Source organism: Duganella sp. S19_KUP01_CR8, from assembly GCF_036688705.1.
Lineage (GTDB): Bacteria > Pseudomonadota > Gammaproteobacteria > Burkholderiales > Burkholderiaceae_D > Rugamonas.
Genome location: NZ_JAQQPR010000002.1, coordinates 1 through 15,391, shown reverse-complemented (window position 1 = coordinate 15,391; position 15,391 = coordinate 1). Strand labels below are relative to the sequence as shown.

Genomic DNA, 15,391 nt, shown 5'->3' with positions numbered 1-15,391 from the left:
TCAGAGCGCAATGTAGGAAGTGACCAGATGCTGGTTGAGGGCGTCGCTGGACTTGCGCTTCCAGCGGATCGAAATATCCACCTGGACCCGCAGCTGCTGCGGCACCACCACCACGCCGACGATGGCGCCGGGGATCGCCGCCTTGGTCTCGTCCACCCAGGGCTGGGTGGCGGCGGTGGCAGCCCCGCCCTCGGTGGCGCCGTAGTTCAGCAGGTTGTTGCTGTCGGCGTTCATCGTGCCCAGCAGTTTTTCCCCGGCCAAGGTGGCCTCGGCCCGCAGGCTGGCGTCCGACAGCGCCGAATACGCGCGCGCCTGCAAGCCGAGGGTGCCGATCAGGCCGATGCCGAGGATGACGATGGCCAGCATCGCCTCCAGCAGCGCGATGCCGCCCTGGCGGCGCGCGGGCCGGCGGTGGGTGGTGGTATGGATGGCGGTTTTCATGGAGGACAAGCCCTGGTGTCGGTGACGGGAAGGCGCGGATCGCACTTGCTGGCCATGCCGGCCAGCGTGATCACCAGCGCCACGACCGGCACCTCGCCGGCGTACTTGACGGCCGGGTCGAGGCGCAAGCTGTTCAGGCGCTGGGCGAAGCGGGTGTCGACCCAGCCGATCGGCGTGTAATAGACCTGCGAACTGCCTTCCGGCAAAGTGGTCGGCAGCAGCACTTCGGAGTTGGGCAGCGCATCGGCCGCGCGGTACACCGAGCGGTAGCCGGCCGCGCCCTCGGGATCGTTGGCGGCCGGCGCGTTGACCGTCGACCAGCCGGCTTCGGCCGCGCCGCACTGGGTGGCCGGCGAGACGAAGCAGATGTCGACCTGCCAGTCCATCTGCCCGCTGTTGACGTTGGGCGTCAGCGAAATCCGGCTGAAGCTGTTATGCATCACGGCCTGGCGGCGCGCCAGGCTGAAGCCGTCGGCATAGAATTCGCTCGCGCCGCGCGCCCGGTTGCTGAGCAACCAGTTGCTGGCGTTCGGAATGCCTATCCCCAGCAGGTAGGAGAAGATGGCCAGCGTCAGCAGCAGCTCCAGCAGCGTCAGGCCACGCTGGCGGCGCCGGGCCGGCGGCGTTAGTTGGAACATGCGCCACCTTTATGGTCCACCCAGCACGAAGCGCTGACGCCCCAGCCGGCTGGCGTGCCGGCGGTGGCGTGGGTGCCGTTCTGGTCGATGGTGTAGATGAAGCCGTTCATCTTGCCGATGCCGGTCGCCGTCACCGTGTAGCTGGAGGCGCTGGCCGCGCCCAGCGCGTAGGTGAAGTAGGCGGTGTTGCCCGGAAAGGTGCTGGCGCCGTTGAAGCCGACATAGGTGCGGTTGTTGGACCAGAACTGCTCGGCCGCCGGCTGGGCGCCGCCCAGCGCGGTGAACGCTTCGCTGAGGCGGCCGCGCAGCACATAATCGCTGTAGGCCGGGATCGCCACCGCCATCAAGATGCCGACGATGGCCACGGCGATCATGATCTCGATCAAGGTAAAGCCTTTTTGGATACGCTTCATGGCCCACTCCCGCTTGGTTTTCTAATGACTGGAGTGTAGCGGGCCAAGCTTGCATTTCCCTGAGGAAATGCTGACAAATTCCTGACAGCAGAAAAAAGGCGGAAAAAACTAGCGGAAGTGCACGGAAAACAGCGCGCCCCGGCCGCCGGCGGCCTCGGCGACGGTGAGCGTGGCGCCGTGGACGGTGGCGATGTCGCGCACGATCGCCAGGCCCAGGCCGCTGCCGGTGGTCTGGTCGTCCAGCCGCACGTAACGGCTGAACACCTGCTCGCGCTTGTGTGGCGGGATGCCGGGGCCGTTGTCCTCCACCGTCAGCCAGCCGCCCTCGCCATCCGGCCGGCAAGCCACCGTCACCGTGCCGTGGGGCGGCGTGTAGCGGATGGCGTTGTCGATCAGGTTGTCGATCAGGTCGCGCAGCAGGAAACGGTCGCCGACGATGGTGACCGGCTGCAGATCGAAGCCGAGGTCGATCGTCTTCAGCGTGGCCTGGTCGACGAAGGACTGGATCGCGACCTCCACCAGTGCGTCCAGCGCCACCGGTTCCAGCCGGGTTTTTTCAAAATGGCCAGGCTCGGCGCGGGCCAGCGCCAGCAGCTGGTTGGTCTTGCGTATCATGCGCTCGGTGGCCGACAGCATCAGCTTGAGCGAGTGCGCGGTTTCCGGTTCGGCATGGCGCGCGCCCAGCCATTCGAGCTGGGTCTTCAAGCCGGCCAGCGGCGTGCGCAACTGGTGCGCGACATTGGCCAGGAACTCCTGGCGCGCGCGGGCGCCCTGGCTGACCTTGTCCAGCAGGCCGTTGAAGGCGGACACCACCGGCTCCAGTTCGTAGGGCACCTGCGCCGCCGCGATCGGTTCGAGGTCGTCGCCGTCGCGCGCGTTCAGGCCGGCGCGCAGGCGGTTCAGCGGCAGCAGGCCGTTGCTGACCGAGAACCAGATCAGGCCGACGCAGGTCAGCGCGAACAGCGATTCCAGCAGCACCAGCGCGCGCACCACGGCCTGGCGGATCTGGCTGCGCTTGCGCAGCGTCTTGGCGACGCCGATGGTGGCCGGCACTGGCGCGCCCGAGGCGGCCGGCAAGGCCAGGCGCAGCACCACGCCGCGCACGGCTTCGTCGCGCAGCGCGCTGTCGAAGGCCACGGCGGGCTTGTTTGCGGACGTTGCGCCATCCGCCGCCGCGCGCGGCAGCGGCGGGAAATCGGCGTCGCCGGCGATGGTGTGGCCGGCCTGGTCGCGCACCACGAAATAGACGGCGTCGGTGTCGTCGCTGCGCAGCACTTGCTCGGCCTGGCGCGGCAGGTCGATGCGCAGCTGGCCGCCGTCCGCGCTCAGGCGCGCGCCCAGCGCGGCGGCGGCGCCGGACAGGCCCTGGTCGAACGCCAGCTGGGCCGGCAGCCAGGCCAGCATATAGGTCAGCGCGCCGCCGGCCAGGTTGATCAGCAGGATCGGGCCGATCAGCCACTTCAGCAGGCGCAGCCGGATGCTATTCATGCGCGGCCGGCGTCTGCTCCAGCATGTAGCCGAAGCCGCGGATGGTGCGGATCGAGACGCCGGCGTCGGCGATCTTCAGCCGCAGGCGCGAGATGTAGACTTCCACCGCGTTCAGGGTCAGGTCGTCGCCCCACGGCAGGATGGCGTCGATGATCTGCTGCTTGGACACCACGCGCGCGCCGTGCTGCAACAGGTATTCCAGCACCGCCCATTCGCGCACCGACAGCTCGATGGTCTTGTCGCGCACGCGGGCGCGCTTGGCCGACATGTCCAGCGCCAGGTCGCCCAGCGCCAGCACGGTCGGCTTGGGCGTGTTGCGGCGCGCCAGCGCGCGCAGCCGCGCCACCAGCTCGGCGGTGGCGAAGGGCTTGACCAGGTAATCGTCGGCGCCCAGCTCCAGGCCGCGCACCCGGTCCTCGATGGCGTCGCGCGCCGTCAGCAGCAGCACCGGCACCTGGCTGCCGCGCGCGCGCAGCCGCCGCACCACCTCGAAACCGTCGATGCCGGGCAGGCCGATATCGAGCACCACCACCTCGGTGTGCTCGGCGCGCTGCAGCAGCGCGTCGGCCTGGGTGCCGTTGCCGACCACCTCGACCGCCATGCCGTGGCCGCTCAATACCCGGCTCAGGCCGTCGGCCAGGACGGCGTCATCTTCCACCACAAGTACATGCATGTTCTGTGCGCCGTTCGAATTCAATTTGTGCATTATGCACGCGCCCTCTGGAGAAAAATAGAGCTCGTGTAGGACCAGACCTACAAAGTGCCATGTTGCAAGCCTACATTTGTGCGTCCCCTCCTCTTATGTTCGCAATCTAACAAAGCCCCTAAAGTTATGGCAACACTGAAGCAAGCCTTCGGTGCTCTTGTATAGCCAGATTGTGAGGAACAAAATGAACAACACCCAACTTAACGCAACCGACAAAACCACAGCGCCACGCATGGCGGTGAAGTCGAAAGAATTCAAGGTTGCGTCACGGCCTGTTGTCAGCTACAGCGGCACCCTGCAGAACGAATTGCTGGCCGCACTCCCACGCGAGGTGCTGGAATCGCTGTTTGAACACCTGGAACTGGTGACCCTGCCCTTCGGCAAAGAATTGTTTGAATTCGGCGGCGCGATGGACTACGTGCACTTCCCGACCACCGCCATCGTCTCGCTGCTGTATGTGATGGAAGACGGCGCCACCACCGAGATCGCCGTGGTGGGTCACGAAGGCGTGGTCGGCGTGTCGCTGTTCGAAGGCGAGCGCGCCATGTGCAGCGCCGTGGTGCAGGCGGCCGGCTACGGCTACCGCATGAAAGCCCAGCATCTGCGCGACGCCTTCAACCAGGGCGGCGCCCTGCCCGCGCTGCTGATGCGCTACAACACCGCGCTGTTCGCGCAGATGGCGCAGAACGCCGTCGGCGGCCGCCACAGCTCGATCGAACAAAAGCTGTGCCGCTGGCTGCTGGACCGCCTGGACCGCTCGCCATCGAACGAATTGAAGGTCACGCAGGAAATGATTTCCATCATGCTGGGCGTGCGCCGCGAAAGCATCACCGCCGCCGCCGGCAAATTGCAGGACGACGGCCTGATCACCTACCGCCGCGGCAACATCACTGTGCTTGATCGCTCAGGCTTGGAGGCGTATGCGGGTGAGTGCTATAAGGTGGCGAAGACGGAATACGACCGTCTGCTGGTGGATGTAGCACGGAACTAAGCACTTCGCTGATGGCCGGCGGCAGCGCCGCCATCGCCATCGCCGGGCCATCTTCGGCGCGGCGTTCTTCGTTAGGCGCGCGATTGCGCAACGGAATGGCAACCTCGATGCAGGTACCCGCATCATTACGGCCGCGACGTATCGTCAGTGTGCCGCCCAACAGCAAGGCGCGCTCGCGCATCCCCAGCAAACCATGCGACATCGGCTTGACGATGGTGTTGGACGCAATGCCGATGCCGTCGTCGATGATGCGCAGCGTCAGGCCGCCCGGAGTCAGGCTCATGGTGACGGTGACGCGGCTGGCTTTGGCGTACTTGCGGATATTGGTCAGCGACTCCTGCACGATGCGGAACAAGGCGATCGACAGGTCGCCCGACTGGCGGGCCGCGCCTTCGATATCGGCGTCGACGTCGCAGTCGCAGCGCACCTTGGCCAGGCGGCTGAATTCGTTGCAATAGCTTTCGATGGCGGCGCACAGGCCCAGGTTGTCGAGCAGGCTGGGGCGCAGGTTCTCGACGATGCGGCGCTTCATTTCCACCGTTTCCACCAAGGTGGCGCGGGCGCGCTTGAGCTGCGCCGCCAGTTCCGGATCGGTCTTCTGCAATTGCTGGGTGACGGCGGCGATGTCCATGCTGATCGAGGTCAGGTTGGCGCCCAGCTCGTCGTGCAGCTCGCGCGACAGCCTGACCTTCTCTTCCTCGCTGATGCTGATCAGGTGGCGCGACAGCACCGACAACTGTTCGGTACGCTGCTCGACCTGCGACTCCAGGTTTTCATTGGCGCTTTGCAGCGCGTGCTCGACCTGGGCGCGGTTGGCGAAACTGCGCCGCACCAACTGGTAGAACATGACCAGCACCATGATGGCCAGCGCGTTGATGCCCATGCCCAGCAGCACCGCCTTCTGGTATTCCTGGTAGAACATGGCGCTGCGCGAGACCAGGGTTTCGTTCTGCTCCTGCTCCATGATCACCACCTGCAGGCGGATCTCGTCCATGCTGGCGCGACCATCGCTGAGCTTGGCGATCTTGACGATCTCCTCCAGCCCGCCCTCGCGGTAGACGTCGATGGCCTGGCTCATGATGGAGAGGCGGCGGCGCACCAGCGTGTGCAGTTGCGCCAGGTTCTTCAGCTGCGACGGGCTATCGGCCAGCAGCTTGTCCAGCTCCTTGAATTCGATCTCGGTTTCGGCCAGCGCGGTCTTGGTGGGGCCAAGGTAGGCGTCGCGGCCGGACAGGAAATAGCCGCGCATGCTGCTTTCAGCATCGAGCACCAGCACGTTCAGGTATTGCAGGCGGTCCGCCACGCGCGCGGTCTGGCCCAACTGCACCTGGGCGCCGCGCAAGGCTTGCAAATTGTGGAACAGGCTGAATCCGTTGACGATCAGCAGCAGCGCACAGGTCACGCACAAGACGGTCTTGTACAGCGGCAGGCGGTGATGCGGCGCTGTTTCGACAGTGAAATACATCCTGATGAGTTTCCTTCACAAGGTTTGATCCGGGGCGGACATACGCCACACTAGCCGAATTATAGACCGATGAGGAAAGCGATGCTTTTGGAGCACGCAATGGTGCGCGCCCGGCAAGCTAGTCGAGCAGGTTATTCTTCATGGCATAGTAGGTCAGGTCGGAATTCGACTGCATGCCCATTTTTTCCATGATGCGGGTGCGGTAGGTGCTGACGGTCTTGATGCTCAGCGACAGCGCCACGCCGATGTCCGACACGGTGGCGCCGCGCGCCAGGCGCAGGAACACCTGGAACTCGCGGTCCGACAGCTCGGTATGCAGCGCCGTGTTCGGATCGCGGTCGAAGCTTTGCGCCAGCAGTTCGCCGACGGTCGAGCTGACATAGCGCCGGCCCTGGAACACGGTACGCACCGCGGTGATCAGCTCGTCCGCCTCGCACTCCTTGTTCAGGTAGCCGTTGGCGCCCATTTTGAACAGGTTCAGCGCGTACTGCTGCGCCGGATAGCCGGACAGGATCAGCACCGGCAAATCCGGCTGGCCCTGGCGGATGGTGCGCAAGGTGTCGATGCCGCTCTGGTCGGGCATGGCGATGTCCAGCAACAGCACATCGCAAATCTCGCGCCGGGCGATTTCCAACGCTTCGCGCCCGGTACCCGCTTCGGCCACCACGTCGAAATCGTCCGACGACGAAAAAATCTGTTTGAAACCTGCTCTGACTATCTGATGGTCGTCACAAATGGCAACGCGTATCATTGTTTCCCCTCGTATTGTCCGGCTGTTGCGCCATAGGCCCCACCGGACTTCACGCCACCGTCTATCAGCGTAGCTGATGTGAATAATGTTGAAATTATAGCAGCAATCATACCGCTAGCCGCACTACGCGGCAGCAGTACCAGCTATGATTGCTTGAGCAATGTCAATATTGCCAGCAATTCGCCGCGTATCATTTCCCGGTCCAGCGGAGCAGGAACGTCCGCCGCCGGCGCGCCGTTGACAGCCAAGCCGCCATCATACTCCGCCGCAGCGGCATCATACGCACGACTGTCGAGCTTATTGCGGGCGCCGCTGATGGTGAAGCCCTGTTCGTACAGCAGCTCCCGGATGCGGCGTATCAACAGCACTTCGTGGTGCTGGTAGTAGCGGCGGTTGCCGCGCCGTTTGACCGGCTTGAGCTGCGTGAATTCCTGCTCCCAGTAGCGCAGCACGTGCGGCTTGACGCCGCACAGCTCGCTCACTTCACCGATCGTGAAATAGCGCTTGGCCGGGATCGGCGGCAGCACAACCAGTTCGGATTTGGCGAGGCGGTCATTCATCACGGCTCAGTCCCACTCAGGCGGCGCGCGCCATCGGATTAGTCTCTTCGACCATGCCCTTGAGTTTTTGGCTGGCATGGAAAGTCACCACGCGGCGCGCCGTGATCGGGATTTCTTCGCCGGTCTTCGGGTTGCGGCCCGGACGCTGCGGCTTGTCGCGCAGCTGGAAATTGCCGAAACCGGACAGCTTGACGGCCTCGCCGCGCTCGAGCGCGTTGCGGATCTCGTCAAAGAAGGTTTCCACCATATCCTTGGCCTCGCGCTTGTTCAGGCCGACCTGTTCGAACAACAGCTCGGCCAGCTCCGCCTTGGTCAGCGTAGGCAAATCTTTTTCTGCATCCTGGCGTACCTTGGCCACCTGCATGGCCCGATGCAAATCGGCAGCCAATGCGGATTGGAGTACGGCGGAATCTACGTCGTTATTATTAATTTTCCTGCCCTGCCTTATCTAAGAACGAATGAGTCCGGCAAAGGCCGGACTCCCAAATGGTCGACAAATAATGATTTTACAACAATCTTGGCTGCCAGCTCAGGTGCGCAGGCGGGCGCCGTGTTTTTGCCTGGCGGCGTCGCCGACGGCGGCCATCACAGCCTCCACCACATCGTCTTGCAGCGTATTTTGAGTATCTTGCAAGCTAAAGCGGAAAGCAAGCGATTTTTCGTCCGCCTCCAGTCCTTTGCCACGATATTCATCAAACAAAACAATGGCTTGCACGATCTTGCCCTGCGGACTCATTTGCACAGCAGCATTAAATGCGTCCAGCAAATCCTGCGCCGGAACGTCTTGCTTGACGACCACCGCCAGATCGCGCGTGGCGCCTGGGAACTTGGAGATTTCCGCGTATTCTGGCACAGATCGTTGCTGCAAAGCAACTGCATCCACCTCGAACACCACCGGCGCGTGCGGCAGCTCGTACTTTTGCAGCCAGCGCGGGTGCAGCTCGCCGATGAAGCCGATGACCTTGCCATCCAGCAGCACGTGCGCCGAGCGGCCCGGGTGCAGCGCCGGATGTTCGGCCTTGACGAAGCGCAGCGACAGCGGCGCGAACAGGTGCTCCAGGTCGGCCTTCAGGTCGAAGAAATCGATCTGGCGGTTGTCCTGGCCCCACTGCTCGTCGGCCACGCCACCGTAGGCCATGGCGGCCACGCGTTTAGGCTGGTGATAGCCGGCCACGGTCAGCGGACCATCTGGAATGCTGTCGTCGCGCAGGTAGATGGCGCCGATCTCGAACAGGCGCACGCGGCTGGTCTTGCGGTTCAGGTTGTAGCGCACGTTGGCCACCAGGCTACCGATCAGCGTCGAGCGCATCACGTTCATCTGGCTGGCGATCGGGTTTTGCAGCTTGATCGGGTTGGCGTTGCCGCCGAAGTCCTGCTCCCAGGCCGCGTCCACAAAGCTCATGTTGACCACTTCCTGGAAGCCCAGGTCGGCCAGCTGGTGGCGCACCGCGAACAGCGAGCGGGTGTTTTCCGGCGCGATGATCATGGTGTTGGCGGCCACCGGCGCCACGGTCGGAATGTTTTCGAAACCGTAGACGCGCGCGACTTCCTCGATCAGGTCTTCCTCGATCTCGATGTCGAAGCGGTACGACGGCGACGTCACCGAAAACACGCCGTCGGCCAGCGTGAACGGCAGCGCCAGGCGGGTGAAGATGTCGGCGATGGTTTTATCGTCCAGCGCCACGCCGATCACTTTCTGCGCGCGGGCGGTGCGCATCTGCACCGGCGCGCGCTTCGGCAGGTTGACGATCTGGTCGTCGACCGGGCCGATTTGCGTGGTCGGCGTGCCGCAGATTTCGATCAGCAGCGAGGTGATGCGTTCGATGTGCTCGACCGTGGTCGCGTAGTCGACGCCGCGCTCGAAGCGGTGCGCCGCGTCGGTCGAGAAGTTGTACTTGCGGGCGCGGCCCTGGATGGCGCTCGGCCACCAGAATGCGGCTTCCAGGTAGATCGATTCGGTCTCCAGCGAGACGGCGGTGGCGTCGCCGCCCATGATGCCGGCCAGCGATTCGATTTCCTTGTCGTCCGAGATCACGCCGACCCATTCGTCGACGCTGACGGTGTTGCCGTTCAGGAGCTTGAGCGTTTCGCCGGCTTTACCCCAGCGCACGTTCAGGCCGCCGTGGATCTTGGCCAGGTCGAACACGTGCGATGGACGGCCCAGCTCCAGCATCACGTAGTTGGAGATGTCCACCAGCGCCGACACCGAGCGCTGGCCGCTGCGCTCGAGGCGCTGCTTCATCCAGTCCGGGGTGGCGGCCTTGGCGTTCAGGTTGCGGATCACGCGGCCGGAGAAACGGCCGCACAGGTCCGGCGCCGAGATCTTCACCGGCAGCACTTCGGCGCTGTTGACGGTGGCGGGACGGAACGAAGGCACGTGCAGCGCGACGCCGGTCAGCGCCGACACTTCGCGCGCCACGCCCAGCACCGACAGGCAGTCCGCCTTGTTCGGGGTCAGCTTGATGGTGAACTTGAGGTCGTTCAGTGCGTAGTAGTCGCGGAAGTTCTGGCCGACCGGCGCGTCGTCCGGCAGCTCCATCAGGCCACTGCCCTCTTCCGACAATTTCAGTTCCTTGGCCGAGCACAGCATGCCTTGCGACTCGACGCCGCGCAGCTGGCCAACCTTGATTTCAAACGGCTTGCCGTCGGCGCCTGGCGGCAAGATCGCGCCGGCCATCGCGCACACGACCTTCAGGCCCGGGCGCACGTTGGGCGCGCCGCAGACGATGTTGAGCAAGGTGCCGGTGCCGACATCGACCTGGCAGACGTTCAGGCGGTCCGCGTTCGGATGCTTGGCCATGTCGCGCACGTGGCCGACGACCACGTTGGAGAACGGCGGCGCCACGGCTTCGACTTCTTCCACTTCCAGGCCGGACATCGTCAGCAGATGGGCCAGTTCGTCCGAAGTCATCTTCGGATCGACCATGGTACGGAGCCAGTTTTCGGAGAATTGCATAATCAAGCCTTTTAGTTATCGTTACCCCGTCGTTCCCGCGAAAGCGGGAATCCATAGTACGCGGGCGTAGTCGCCTCAGCATGGATTCCCGCCTGCGCGGGAATGACGGCGCTTAAGTCTCGTATCAGTTGAACTGCTTCAGGAAGCGCAGGTCGCCTTCGTAGAACAGGCGCAGGTCGCTGACGCCGTAGCGCAGCATCGTCAGGCGTTCCAGGCCGGAGCCGAACGCGAAGCCGATGTACTTTTCCGGATCCAGGCCGAAGTTGCGCACCACCGACGGATGCACCTGGCCCGAGCCGGAAATCTCCAGCCAGCGGCCCTTCAGCGGACCGGAACCGAAGGCGATATCGATCTCGGCCGACGGCTCGGTGAACGGGAAGTACGACGGACGGAAGCGCACTTGCAGATCGTCGGTCTCGAAGAAGGCCTTGACGAAGTTCAGGTACACGCCCTTGAGGTCGGCGAAGCTGATGTTCTCGGCGATCCACAGGCCTTCGACCTGGTGGAACATCGGCGAGTGGGTGGCGTCGCTGTCGACGCGGTAGGTGCGGCCCGGCGCGATCACCTTGATCGGCGGCGTGTGGCTGCGGGCGTAGCGCACCTGCATCGGGCTGGTGTGCGTGCGCAGCAGCAGCGGCTTGCCTTCGCTGTCGTTGCCTTCGATGTAGAAGGTGTCCTGCATCGAACGGGCGGGATGGTTTTCCGGGCTGTTGAGCGCCGTGAAGTTGGTCCAGTCATTTTCGATCTCGGGGCCGTCGGCCACGTCGAAACCGATCGAGCGGAAGATCTCTTCCACCCGCTCCCAGGTCCGCATCACCGGGTGGATGCCGCCGCCGGCGCGACCGCGGCCAGGCAGCGAGACATCGATGGCCTCGGCGTTCAAACGGGTTTGCATCTGGGCGTCGGCCAGCGCATCGCGCCGGGCCGTCAGCGCCGCTTCAATCTGCCCTTTGGCAGCATTGATCAGGGCGCCTTGCGCCTTGCGTGCTTCAGGGTCGAGCTTGCCCAGACCCTTCATCAATTCGGTGATCTGGCCGGTCTTGCCCAGATATTTGGCTTTGGCATTTTCCAGTGCGGCGGCGTCATCTTGCGCGGCCATGAAATCCTGCACTGCTGAGGCGACGAGTTGTTCCAGGGAGTCCATGCGTTTTTCTTATCCTCAATCAAAAACGGGGCACAGGTTTCAACCTTTGCCCCGTTCTCAGTCGCGGACCCGTTGCCGGGATCGCGCGTCCAAATCAATGCGTATTAAGCAGCGATTTTTGCTTTCACAGCGTTGACAATCGCAGCGAACGCTGGCTTGTCCATCACGGCCATATCGGCCAGGACTTTACGGTCCAGTTCGATCGAAGCTTTCTTCAGACCATTCATGAAGACGCTGTACGTCACGCCATGCTCACGGGAAGCGGCGTTGATACGAGCGATCCACAGGCGGCGGAAGACGCGCTTCTTGTTACGACGGTCGCGGTAAGCGTATTGGCCAGCGCGCATAACTGCTTGCTTGGCAACACGGTATACCTTGCTGCGACGACCGCGGTAACCCTTGGCCATGTTTAATACTTTTTTATGACGGGCACGAGCTGTAACCCCACGTTTTACTCTAGGCATAGTAACTCCTTAGTTGTGAGATTAAGCGGTTGGCATCATGCGCATGACGGATTTCACGTCAGCCGCATCAACGTTCGTGATACCGCGCAATTGGCGCTTCGATTTGGTGGTCTTCTTGGTCAGAATGTGGCGCTTGAAAGCGTGACCACTCTTAACAGTACCACCTGGACGCACGCGAAAACGTTTCTTCGCGGAGCTTTTGGTTTTCATTTTTGGCATAGCAATCTACCCTCGGGTAGCTCCATATCAAACAGGATTGCAGGTGGCGACACTACGTCACACTTAGATGCCTGCTTTCACTTGTTTTTGCAGCAGATGCGAGTCCACTACATTACAACAGCCGGCAATTATAGACCAGTTGCTGCAATTCTGCACTACAAATTAAAACGGACGCCCGCAGGCGCCCGTTAGCCGTCTCTCCCGCGAAAGCGGGAGTCCATACTGAGCTCGCTCCGCATGGATTCCCGCCTGCGCGGGAATGACGAATTATTACTTTTTCTTCTTCGGAGAAAGGACCATGATCATCTGGCGGCCTTCCATCTTCGGGAACTGCTCGACCTGGCCGTACGGCTCCAGATCGGCCTTCAGGCGTTCCAGCATACGGAAGCCAATATCCTGGTGCGCCATTTCACGACCGCGGAAACGCAGCGTGATCTTGGTTTTGTCGCCTTCATCGAGGAACTTGATGAGGTTACGCAGCTTGATATTGTAGTCGCCGTCATCAGTACCGGGACGGAATTTGACTTCCTTCACGGCGATGATTTTCTGCTTCAATTTCGCTTCGTGAGCCTTCTTCTGCTCCGAATACTTGAATTTGCCGTAGTCCATCAAACGGCACACTGGTGGAACCGCGGTAGGCGCGATCTCGACCAGGTCGACGTTTGCCTCTTCCGCCAGGCGGAAGGCTTCGGCCAAAGTCACGATACCGAGAGCCTCGTTATCGACCCCACTTAAACGCATTTCAGGGGCAGTGATTTCGCCATTGATGCGATGCGACTTGTCAGTAGCTATGGTGATTCCTTTTAAAATCTAATGAAGAACTGTGCGATCAGGCTTTGTTGGCGACGTCTTGCTGAAGTCGCTCGATCAGGGCATCGATGGACATGACGCCCAAATCGACATTGCCCCGTGCCCGCACAGCCACGGTATTGGCATCCCGCTCTTTATCGCCAACTACAAGGATGTAGGGCAGTTTTTGGACGGAATGTTCGCGTATTTTATAGGTTATTTTCTCGTTGCGCAAATCGGTCTGCACGCGGAACCCGCTCCGGCGCAGCTTTTCAGCCACTTGCGCCACATATTCGGCCTGCGCATCGGAGATGTTCAACACCGATACCTGGACCGGCGCCAACCATGCCGGCAAGGCGCCCGCGTAGTTCTCGATCAGGATGCCGATGAAGCGCTCCATCGAGCCGACGATCGCACGGTGCAGCATGACCGGTACCTGGCGGCTATTGTCGGCCGCCACGTATTCGGCGCCCAGGCGCTCCGGCATGAAGAAGTCGACCTGCATCGTGCCGACCTGCCATGGGCGGCCCAGCGAATCCTTCAGGTGGTACTCGATCTTGGGACCGTAGAACGCGCCCTCGCCCGGCAATTCGGTCCAGCTCACGCCGCAGGCGCGCAGGCCCGAACGCAGCGCGTCCTCGGCCTCGTCCCACACTTCATCGGTGCCGATGCGGTTGTCCGGACGCAGCGCCAGCTTGACTTCGATATTGTTGAAGTCGAAGTCCTTGTAGACCTCCATCGCTTGCGTGTGGAAAGCCACCACTTCCGGCTCGATCTGCTCTTCGGTGCAGAAGATGTGGCCGTCATCCTGGGTGAAGCCGCGCACGCGCATGATGCCGTGCAGCGCGCCCGAAGGCTCGTTGCGGTGGCACTGGCCGAACTCGCCGTAGCGCAGCGGCAGGTCGCGGTACGAACGCATATTGCTGTTGAAGATCTGCACGTGGCCCGGGCAGTTCATCGGCTTCAGCGCGTAGGAGCGGTTTTCCGACTCCGTCACGAACATGTTTTCGCGGTAGTTGTCCCAGTGGCCGGTCTTGCCCCACAGGCTGGAGTCCAGGATCTGCGGCGCCTTGACTTCCTGGTAGCCGTTGACCTGGTACTTGTTGCGCATGTATTGCTCAACCTGCTGCCAGATGGTCCAGCCCTTCGGATGCCAGAACACCAGGCCCGGCGCCTCGTCCTGGAAGTGGAAGAAGTCCAGCTGCTTGCCCAGCTTGCGGTGGTCGCGCTTTTCCGCCTCTTCCAGCTGGAACAGGTATTGTTCTTGATCTTCCTTCTTGACCCAGGCGGTGCCATAGACACGCTGCAGCATTTCGTTCTTGCTGTCGCCGCGCCAGTAGGCGCCGGCCAGCTTCATCAGCTTGAACACCTTCAGCTTGCCGGTCGACGGCACGTGCGGGCCGCGGCACAGGTCGGTGAAGCTGCCTTCGGTGTACAGCGACACATCCTGGTCGGCGGGAATCGACGAGATGATCTCGGCCTTGTAGGCTTCGCCGATGGACTTGAAGTAGGCAACGGCTTCGTCCCGCGGCAGCACCTTGCGGGTGACCGGCTCGTCCTTCTTGGCCAGCTCGGCCATTTTCTTTTCGATGGCGACCAGGTCGTCAGGCGTGAACGGACGCTTGTACGAGAAGTCGTAGTAGAAACCGTTTTCGATGACCGGGCCGATGGTCACTTGCGCATCAGGGAACAGCTCCTTGACGGCGTAGGCCAGCAAGTGGGCGGTCGAGTGGCGGATCACGTCCAGACCTTCAGGGTCTTTGTCGGTGATGATGGCCAGATCGGAATCTTTCTCGATCAGGAAAGAGGTATCCACCACTTTGCCATCAACCTTGCCGGCCAGCGCGGCCTTGCCCAGGCTGGTTGCGATGCTGGACGCCACTTGTGCAACGGTGACTGGGCCGTCGAATTCACGGGCAGAACCATCAGGAAGGCGAACTGAAAGCATAACGATCTCCATTTCGGCGCAGGCGCCAGGTAGTGGTACAAAAAGAATGATAATAAAAACGCGGACGAAAAAAAACGCGGGCTAGCCGCGTTTTCTCTTTTTTTGAGCAAAAGAAACCCGATCGACTAGCGTCACTCCCAAAGCTTGGTAGTAGTTCGCGGTGTCATAACCGGATTGCCTTTCTCGCTCTTACATGTTCTGGTGGGCGGTGCAGAATTCGAATCTGCGACCCCTTGGATGTCGACCAAGTATTCTAACCAGCTGAACTAACCGCCCGGGGGTACTGCTCTGTACTACTCGATACTGCTATTTTACTGCGCTTTTACTACTGTGCTACGTAATCTGGTGGGCGGTGCAGAATTCGAATCTGCGACCCCTTGGATGTCGACCAAGTATTCTAACCAGCTGAACTAACCGC

Annotated in this window: 16 protein-coding genes and 1 tRNA gene; 1 reads left to right on the top strand and 16 read right to left on the bottom strand. The window is 62.1% G+C overall.

Features of this window, described 5'->3' with window-relative positions; all coding sequences use genetic code 11:
* From V6M89_RS01955 to V6M89_RS01935, 5 genes are all read right to left on the bottom strand, one after another.
* A complete protein-coding gene (locus tag V6M89_RS01955) occupies window positions 1–441 on the bottom strand; it encodes a type IV pilus modification PilV family protein (RefSeq protein WP_332851573.1) in 441 nt (146 codons plus the stop codon).
* Window positions 438–1,079 (bottom strand): prepilin-type N-terminal cleavage/methylation domain-containing protein, encoded by a 642-nt coding sequence (locus V6M89_RS01950; protein ID WP_332851572.1) that lies wholly within the window; start codon window positions 1,077–1,079, stop codon window positions 438–440. The genes V6M89_RS01955 and V6M89_RS01950 overlap by 4 nt, the downstream gene beginning before the upstream one ends.
* Window positions 1,067–1,492, bottom strand: coding sequence for a type IV pilin protein (locus V6M89_RS01945; protein ID WP_332851571.1), 426 nt, complete (start codon window positions 1,490–1,492; stop codon window positions 1,067–1,069). Before V6M89_RS01945 ends, V6M89_RS01950 begins: the two co-directional genes overlap by 13 nt.
* 108 nt (window positions 1,493–1,600) lie before the next feature.
* Window positions 1,601–2,980: a sensor histidine kinase gene (locus tag V6M89_RS01940; RefSeq protein ID WP_332851570.1), complete on the bottom strand. Its 1,380-nt coding sequence runs from the start codon at window positions 2,978–2,980 to the stop codon at window positions 1,601–1,603.
* Window positions 2,973–3,653 carry a response regulator transcription factor gene (locus V6M89_RS01935; RefSeq protein WP_332851889.1) on the bottom strand — a complete coding sequence of 227 codons (681 nt, stop codon included), beginning with the start codon at window positions 3,651–3,653 and terminating at the stop codon, window positions 2,973–2,975. Before V6M89_RS01935 ends, V6M89_RS01940 begins: the two co-directional genes overlap by 8 nt.
* A 217-nt stretch (window positions 3,654–3,870) precedes the next feature.
* Here V6M89_RS01935 and V6M89_RS01930 point away from each other — a divergent pair, with 217 nt between their 5' ends.
* Window positions 3,871–4,677 (top strand): Crp/Fnr family transcriptional regulator, encoded by an 807-nt coding sequence (locus V6M89_RS01930; RefSeq protein ID WP_332851569.1) that lies wholly within the window; start codon window positions 3,871–3,873, stop codon window positions 4,675–4,677.
* On the opposite strand, the gene V6M89_RS01925 is transcribed toward V6M89_RS01930, so the two are convergent.
* From V6M89_RS01925 to V6M89_RS01875, 11 genes are all read right to left on the bottom strand, one after another.
* Window positions 4,574–6,142, bottom strand: coding sequence for a CHASE3 domain-containing protein (locus V6M89_RS01925; protein WP_332851568.1), 1,569 nt, complete (start codon window positions 6,140–6,142; stop codon window positions 4,574–4,576). The genes V6M89_RS01930 and V6M89_RS01925 overlap by 104 nt on opposite strands.
* Before the next feature lie 118 nt (window positions 6,143–6,260).
* Window positions 6,261–6,893, bottom strand: a complete 633-nt coding sequence (locus tag V6M89_RS01920; RefSeq protein WP_332851567.1) for a response regulator transcription factor — start codon at window positions 6,891–6,893, stop codon at window positions 6,261–6,263.
* Window positions 6,894–7,036: 143 nt separating this feature from the next.
* Window positions 7,037–7,453 (bottom strand): MerR family transcriptional regulator, encoded by a 417-nt coding sequence (locus tag V6M89_RS01915; protein ID WP_332851566.1) that lies wholly within the window; start codon window positions 7,451–7,453, stop codon window positions 7,037–7,039.
* Between the two features lie 16 nt (window positions 7,454–7,469).
* Window positions 7,470–7,817: an integration host factor subunit alpha gene (locus V6M89_RS01910; RefSeq protein WP_008449399.1), complete on the bottom strand. Its 348-nt coding sequence runs from the start codon at window positions 7,815–7,817 to the stop codon at window positions 7,470–7,472.
* 165 nt (window positions 7,818–7,982) lie between these two features.
* Window positions 7,983–10,409: a phenylalanine--tRNA ligase subunit beta gene (gene pheT / locus V6M89_RS01905; protein WP_332851565.1), complete on the bottom strand. Its 2,427-nt coding sequence runs from the start codon at window positions 10,407–10,409 to the stop codon at window positions 7,983–7,985.
* Window positions 10,410–10,533: 124 nt separating this feature from the next.
* On the bottom strand, window positions 10,534–11,553 hold the full coding sequence (pheS, locus tag V6M89_RS01900; RefSeq protein WP_116988588.1) for a phenylalanine--tRNA ligase subunit alpha: 1,020 nt from the start codon (window positions 11,551–11,553) through the stop codon (window positions 10,534–10,536).
* 104 nt (window positions 11,554–11,657) lie between these two features.
* Window positions 11,658–12,017 carry a 50S ribosomal protein L20 gene (gene rplT / locus V6M89_RS01895; protein ID WP_026334467.1) on the bottom strand — a complete coding sequence of 120 codons (360 nt, stop codon included), beginning with the start codon at window positions 12,015–12,017 and terminating at the stop codon, window positions 11,658–11,660.
* A 21-nt stretch (window positions 12,018–12,038) separates the two neighbouring features.
* Window positions 12,039–12,236: a 50S ribosomal protein L35 gene (gene rpmI / locus V6M89_RS01890; RefSeq protein ID WP_099416965.1), complete on the bottom strand. Its 198-nt coding sequence runs from the start codon at window positions 12,234–12,236 to the stop codon at window positions 12,039–12,041.
* Window positions 12,237–12,506: 270 nt separating this feature from the next.
* The gene (gene infC, locus V6M89_RS01885; protein ID WP_081632419.1) at window positions 12,507–13,046 is read right to left on the bottom strand and encodes a translation initiation factor IF-3; all 540 of its coding nucleotides are present in this window, start codon (window positions 13,044–13,046) and stop codon (window positions 12,507–12,509) included.
* Window positions 13,047–13,065: 19 nt separating this feature from the next.
* Window positions 13,066–14,973: a threonine--tRNA ligase gene (gene thrS, locus V6M89_RS01880; protein ID WP_332851564.1), complete on the bottom strand. Its 1,908-nt coding sequence runs from the start codon at window positions 14,971–14,973 to the stop codon at window positions 13,066–13,068.
* A 199-nt stretch (window positions 14,974–15,172) separates the two neighbouring features.
* Window positions 15,173–15,249: transfer RNA gene (locus V6M89_RS01875), tRNA-Val, on the bottom strand.
* Between the last annotated feature and the right edge of the window lie 142 nt (window positions 15,250–15,391).

What these genes read in the sequence shown, in the direction of transcription:
- V6M89_RS01920 (WP_332851567.1), bottom strand. Translation starts at nt 6,893, where the DNA reads ATGATACGCGTTGCCATTTGTGACGACCATCAGATAGTCAGAGCAGGT.
- V6M89_RS01945 (WP_332851571.1), bottom strand. Translation starts at nt 1,492, where the DNA reads ATGAAGCGTATCCAAAAAGGCTTTACCTTGATCGAGATCATGATCGCC.
- V6M89_RS01955 (WP_332851573.1), bottom strand. Translation starts at nt 441, where the DNA reads ATGAAAACCGCCATCCATACCACCACCCACCGCCGGCCCGCGCGCCGC.
- V6M89_RS01950 (WP_332851572.1), bottom strand. Translation starts at nt 1,079, where the DNA reads ATGTTCCAACTAACGCCGCCGGCCCGGCGCCGCCAGCGTGGCCTGACG.
- thrS (WP_332851564.1), bottom strand. Translation starts at nt 14,973, where the DNA reads ATGCTTTCAGTTCGCCTTCCTGATGGTTCTGCCCGTGAATTCGACGGC.
- V6M89_RS01925 (WP_332851568.1), bottom strand. Translation starts at nt 6,142, where the DNA reads ATGTATTTCACTGTCGAAACAGCGCCGCATCACCGCCTGCCGCTGTAC.
- V6M89_RS01935 (WP_332851889.1), bottom strand. Translation starts at nt 3,653, where the DNA reads ATGCATGTACTTGTGGTGGAAGATGACGCCGTCCTGGCCGACGGCCTG.
- V6M89_RS01910 (WP_008449399.1), bottom strand. Translation starts at nt 7,817, where the DNA reads ATGCAGGTGGCCAAGGTACGCCAGGATGCAGAAAAAGATTTGCCTACG.
- V6M89_RS01915 (WP_332851566.1), bottom strand. Translation starts at nt 7,453, where the DNA reads ATGAATGACCGCCTCGCCAAATCCGAACTGGTTGTGCTGCCGCCGATC.
- pheS (WP_116988588.1), bottom strand. Translation starts at nt 11,553, where the DNA reads ATGGACTCCCTGGAACAACTCGTCGCCTCAGCAGTGCAGGATTTCATG.
- V6M89_RS01940 (WP_332851570.1), bottom strand. Translation starts at nt 2,980, where the DNA reads ATGAATAGCATCCGGCTGCGCCTGCTGAAGTGGCTGATCGGCCCGATC.
- rpmI (WP_099416965.1), bottom strand. Translation starts at nt 12,236, where the DNA reads ATGCCAAAAATGAAAACCAAAAGCTCCGCGAAGAAACGTTTTCGCGTG.
- rplT (WP_026334467.1), bottom strand. Translation starts at nt 12,017, where the DNA reads ATGCCTAGAGTAAAACGTGGGGTTACAGCTCGTGCCCGTCATAAAAAA.
- pheT (WP_332851565.1), bottom strand. Translation starts at nt 10,409, where the DNA reads ATGCAATTCTCCGAAAACTGGCTCCGTACCATGGTCGATCCGAAGATG.
- V6M89_RS01930 (WP_332851569.1), top strand. Translation starts at nt 3,871, where the DNA reads ATGAACAACACCCAACTTAACGCAACCGACAAAACCACAGCGCCACGC.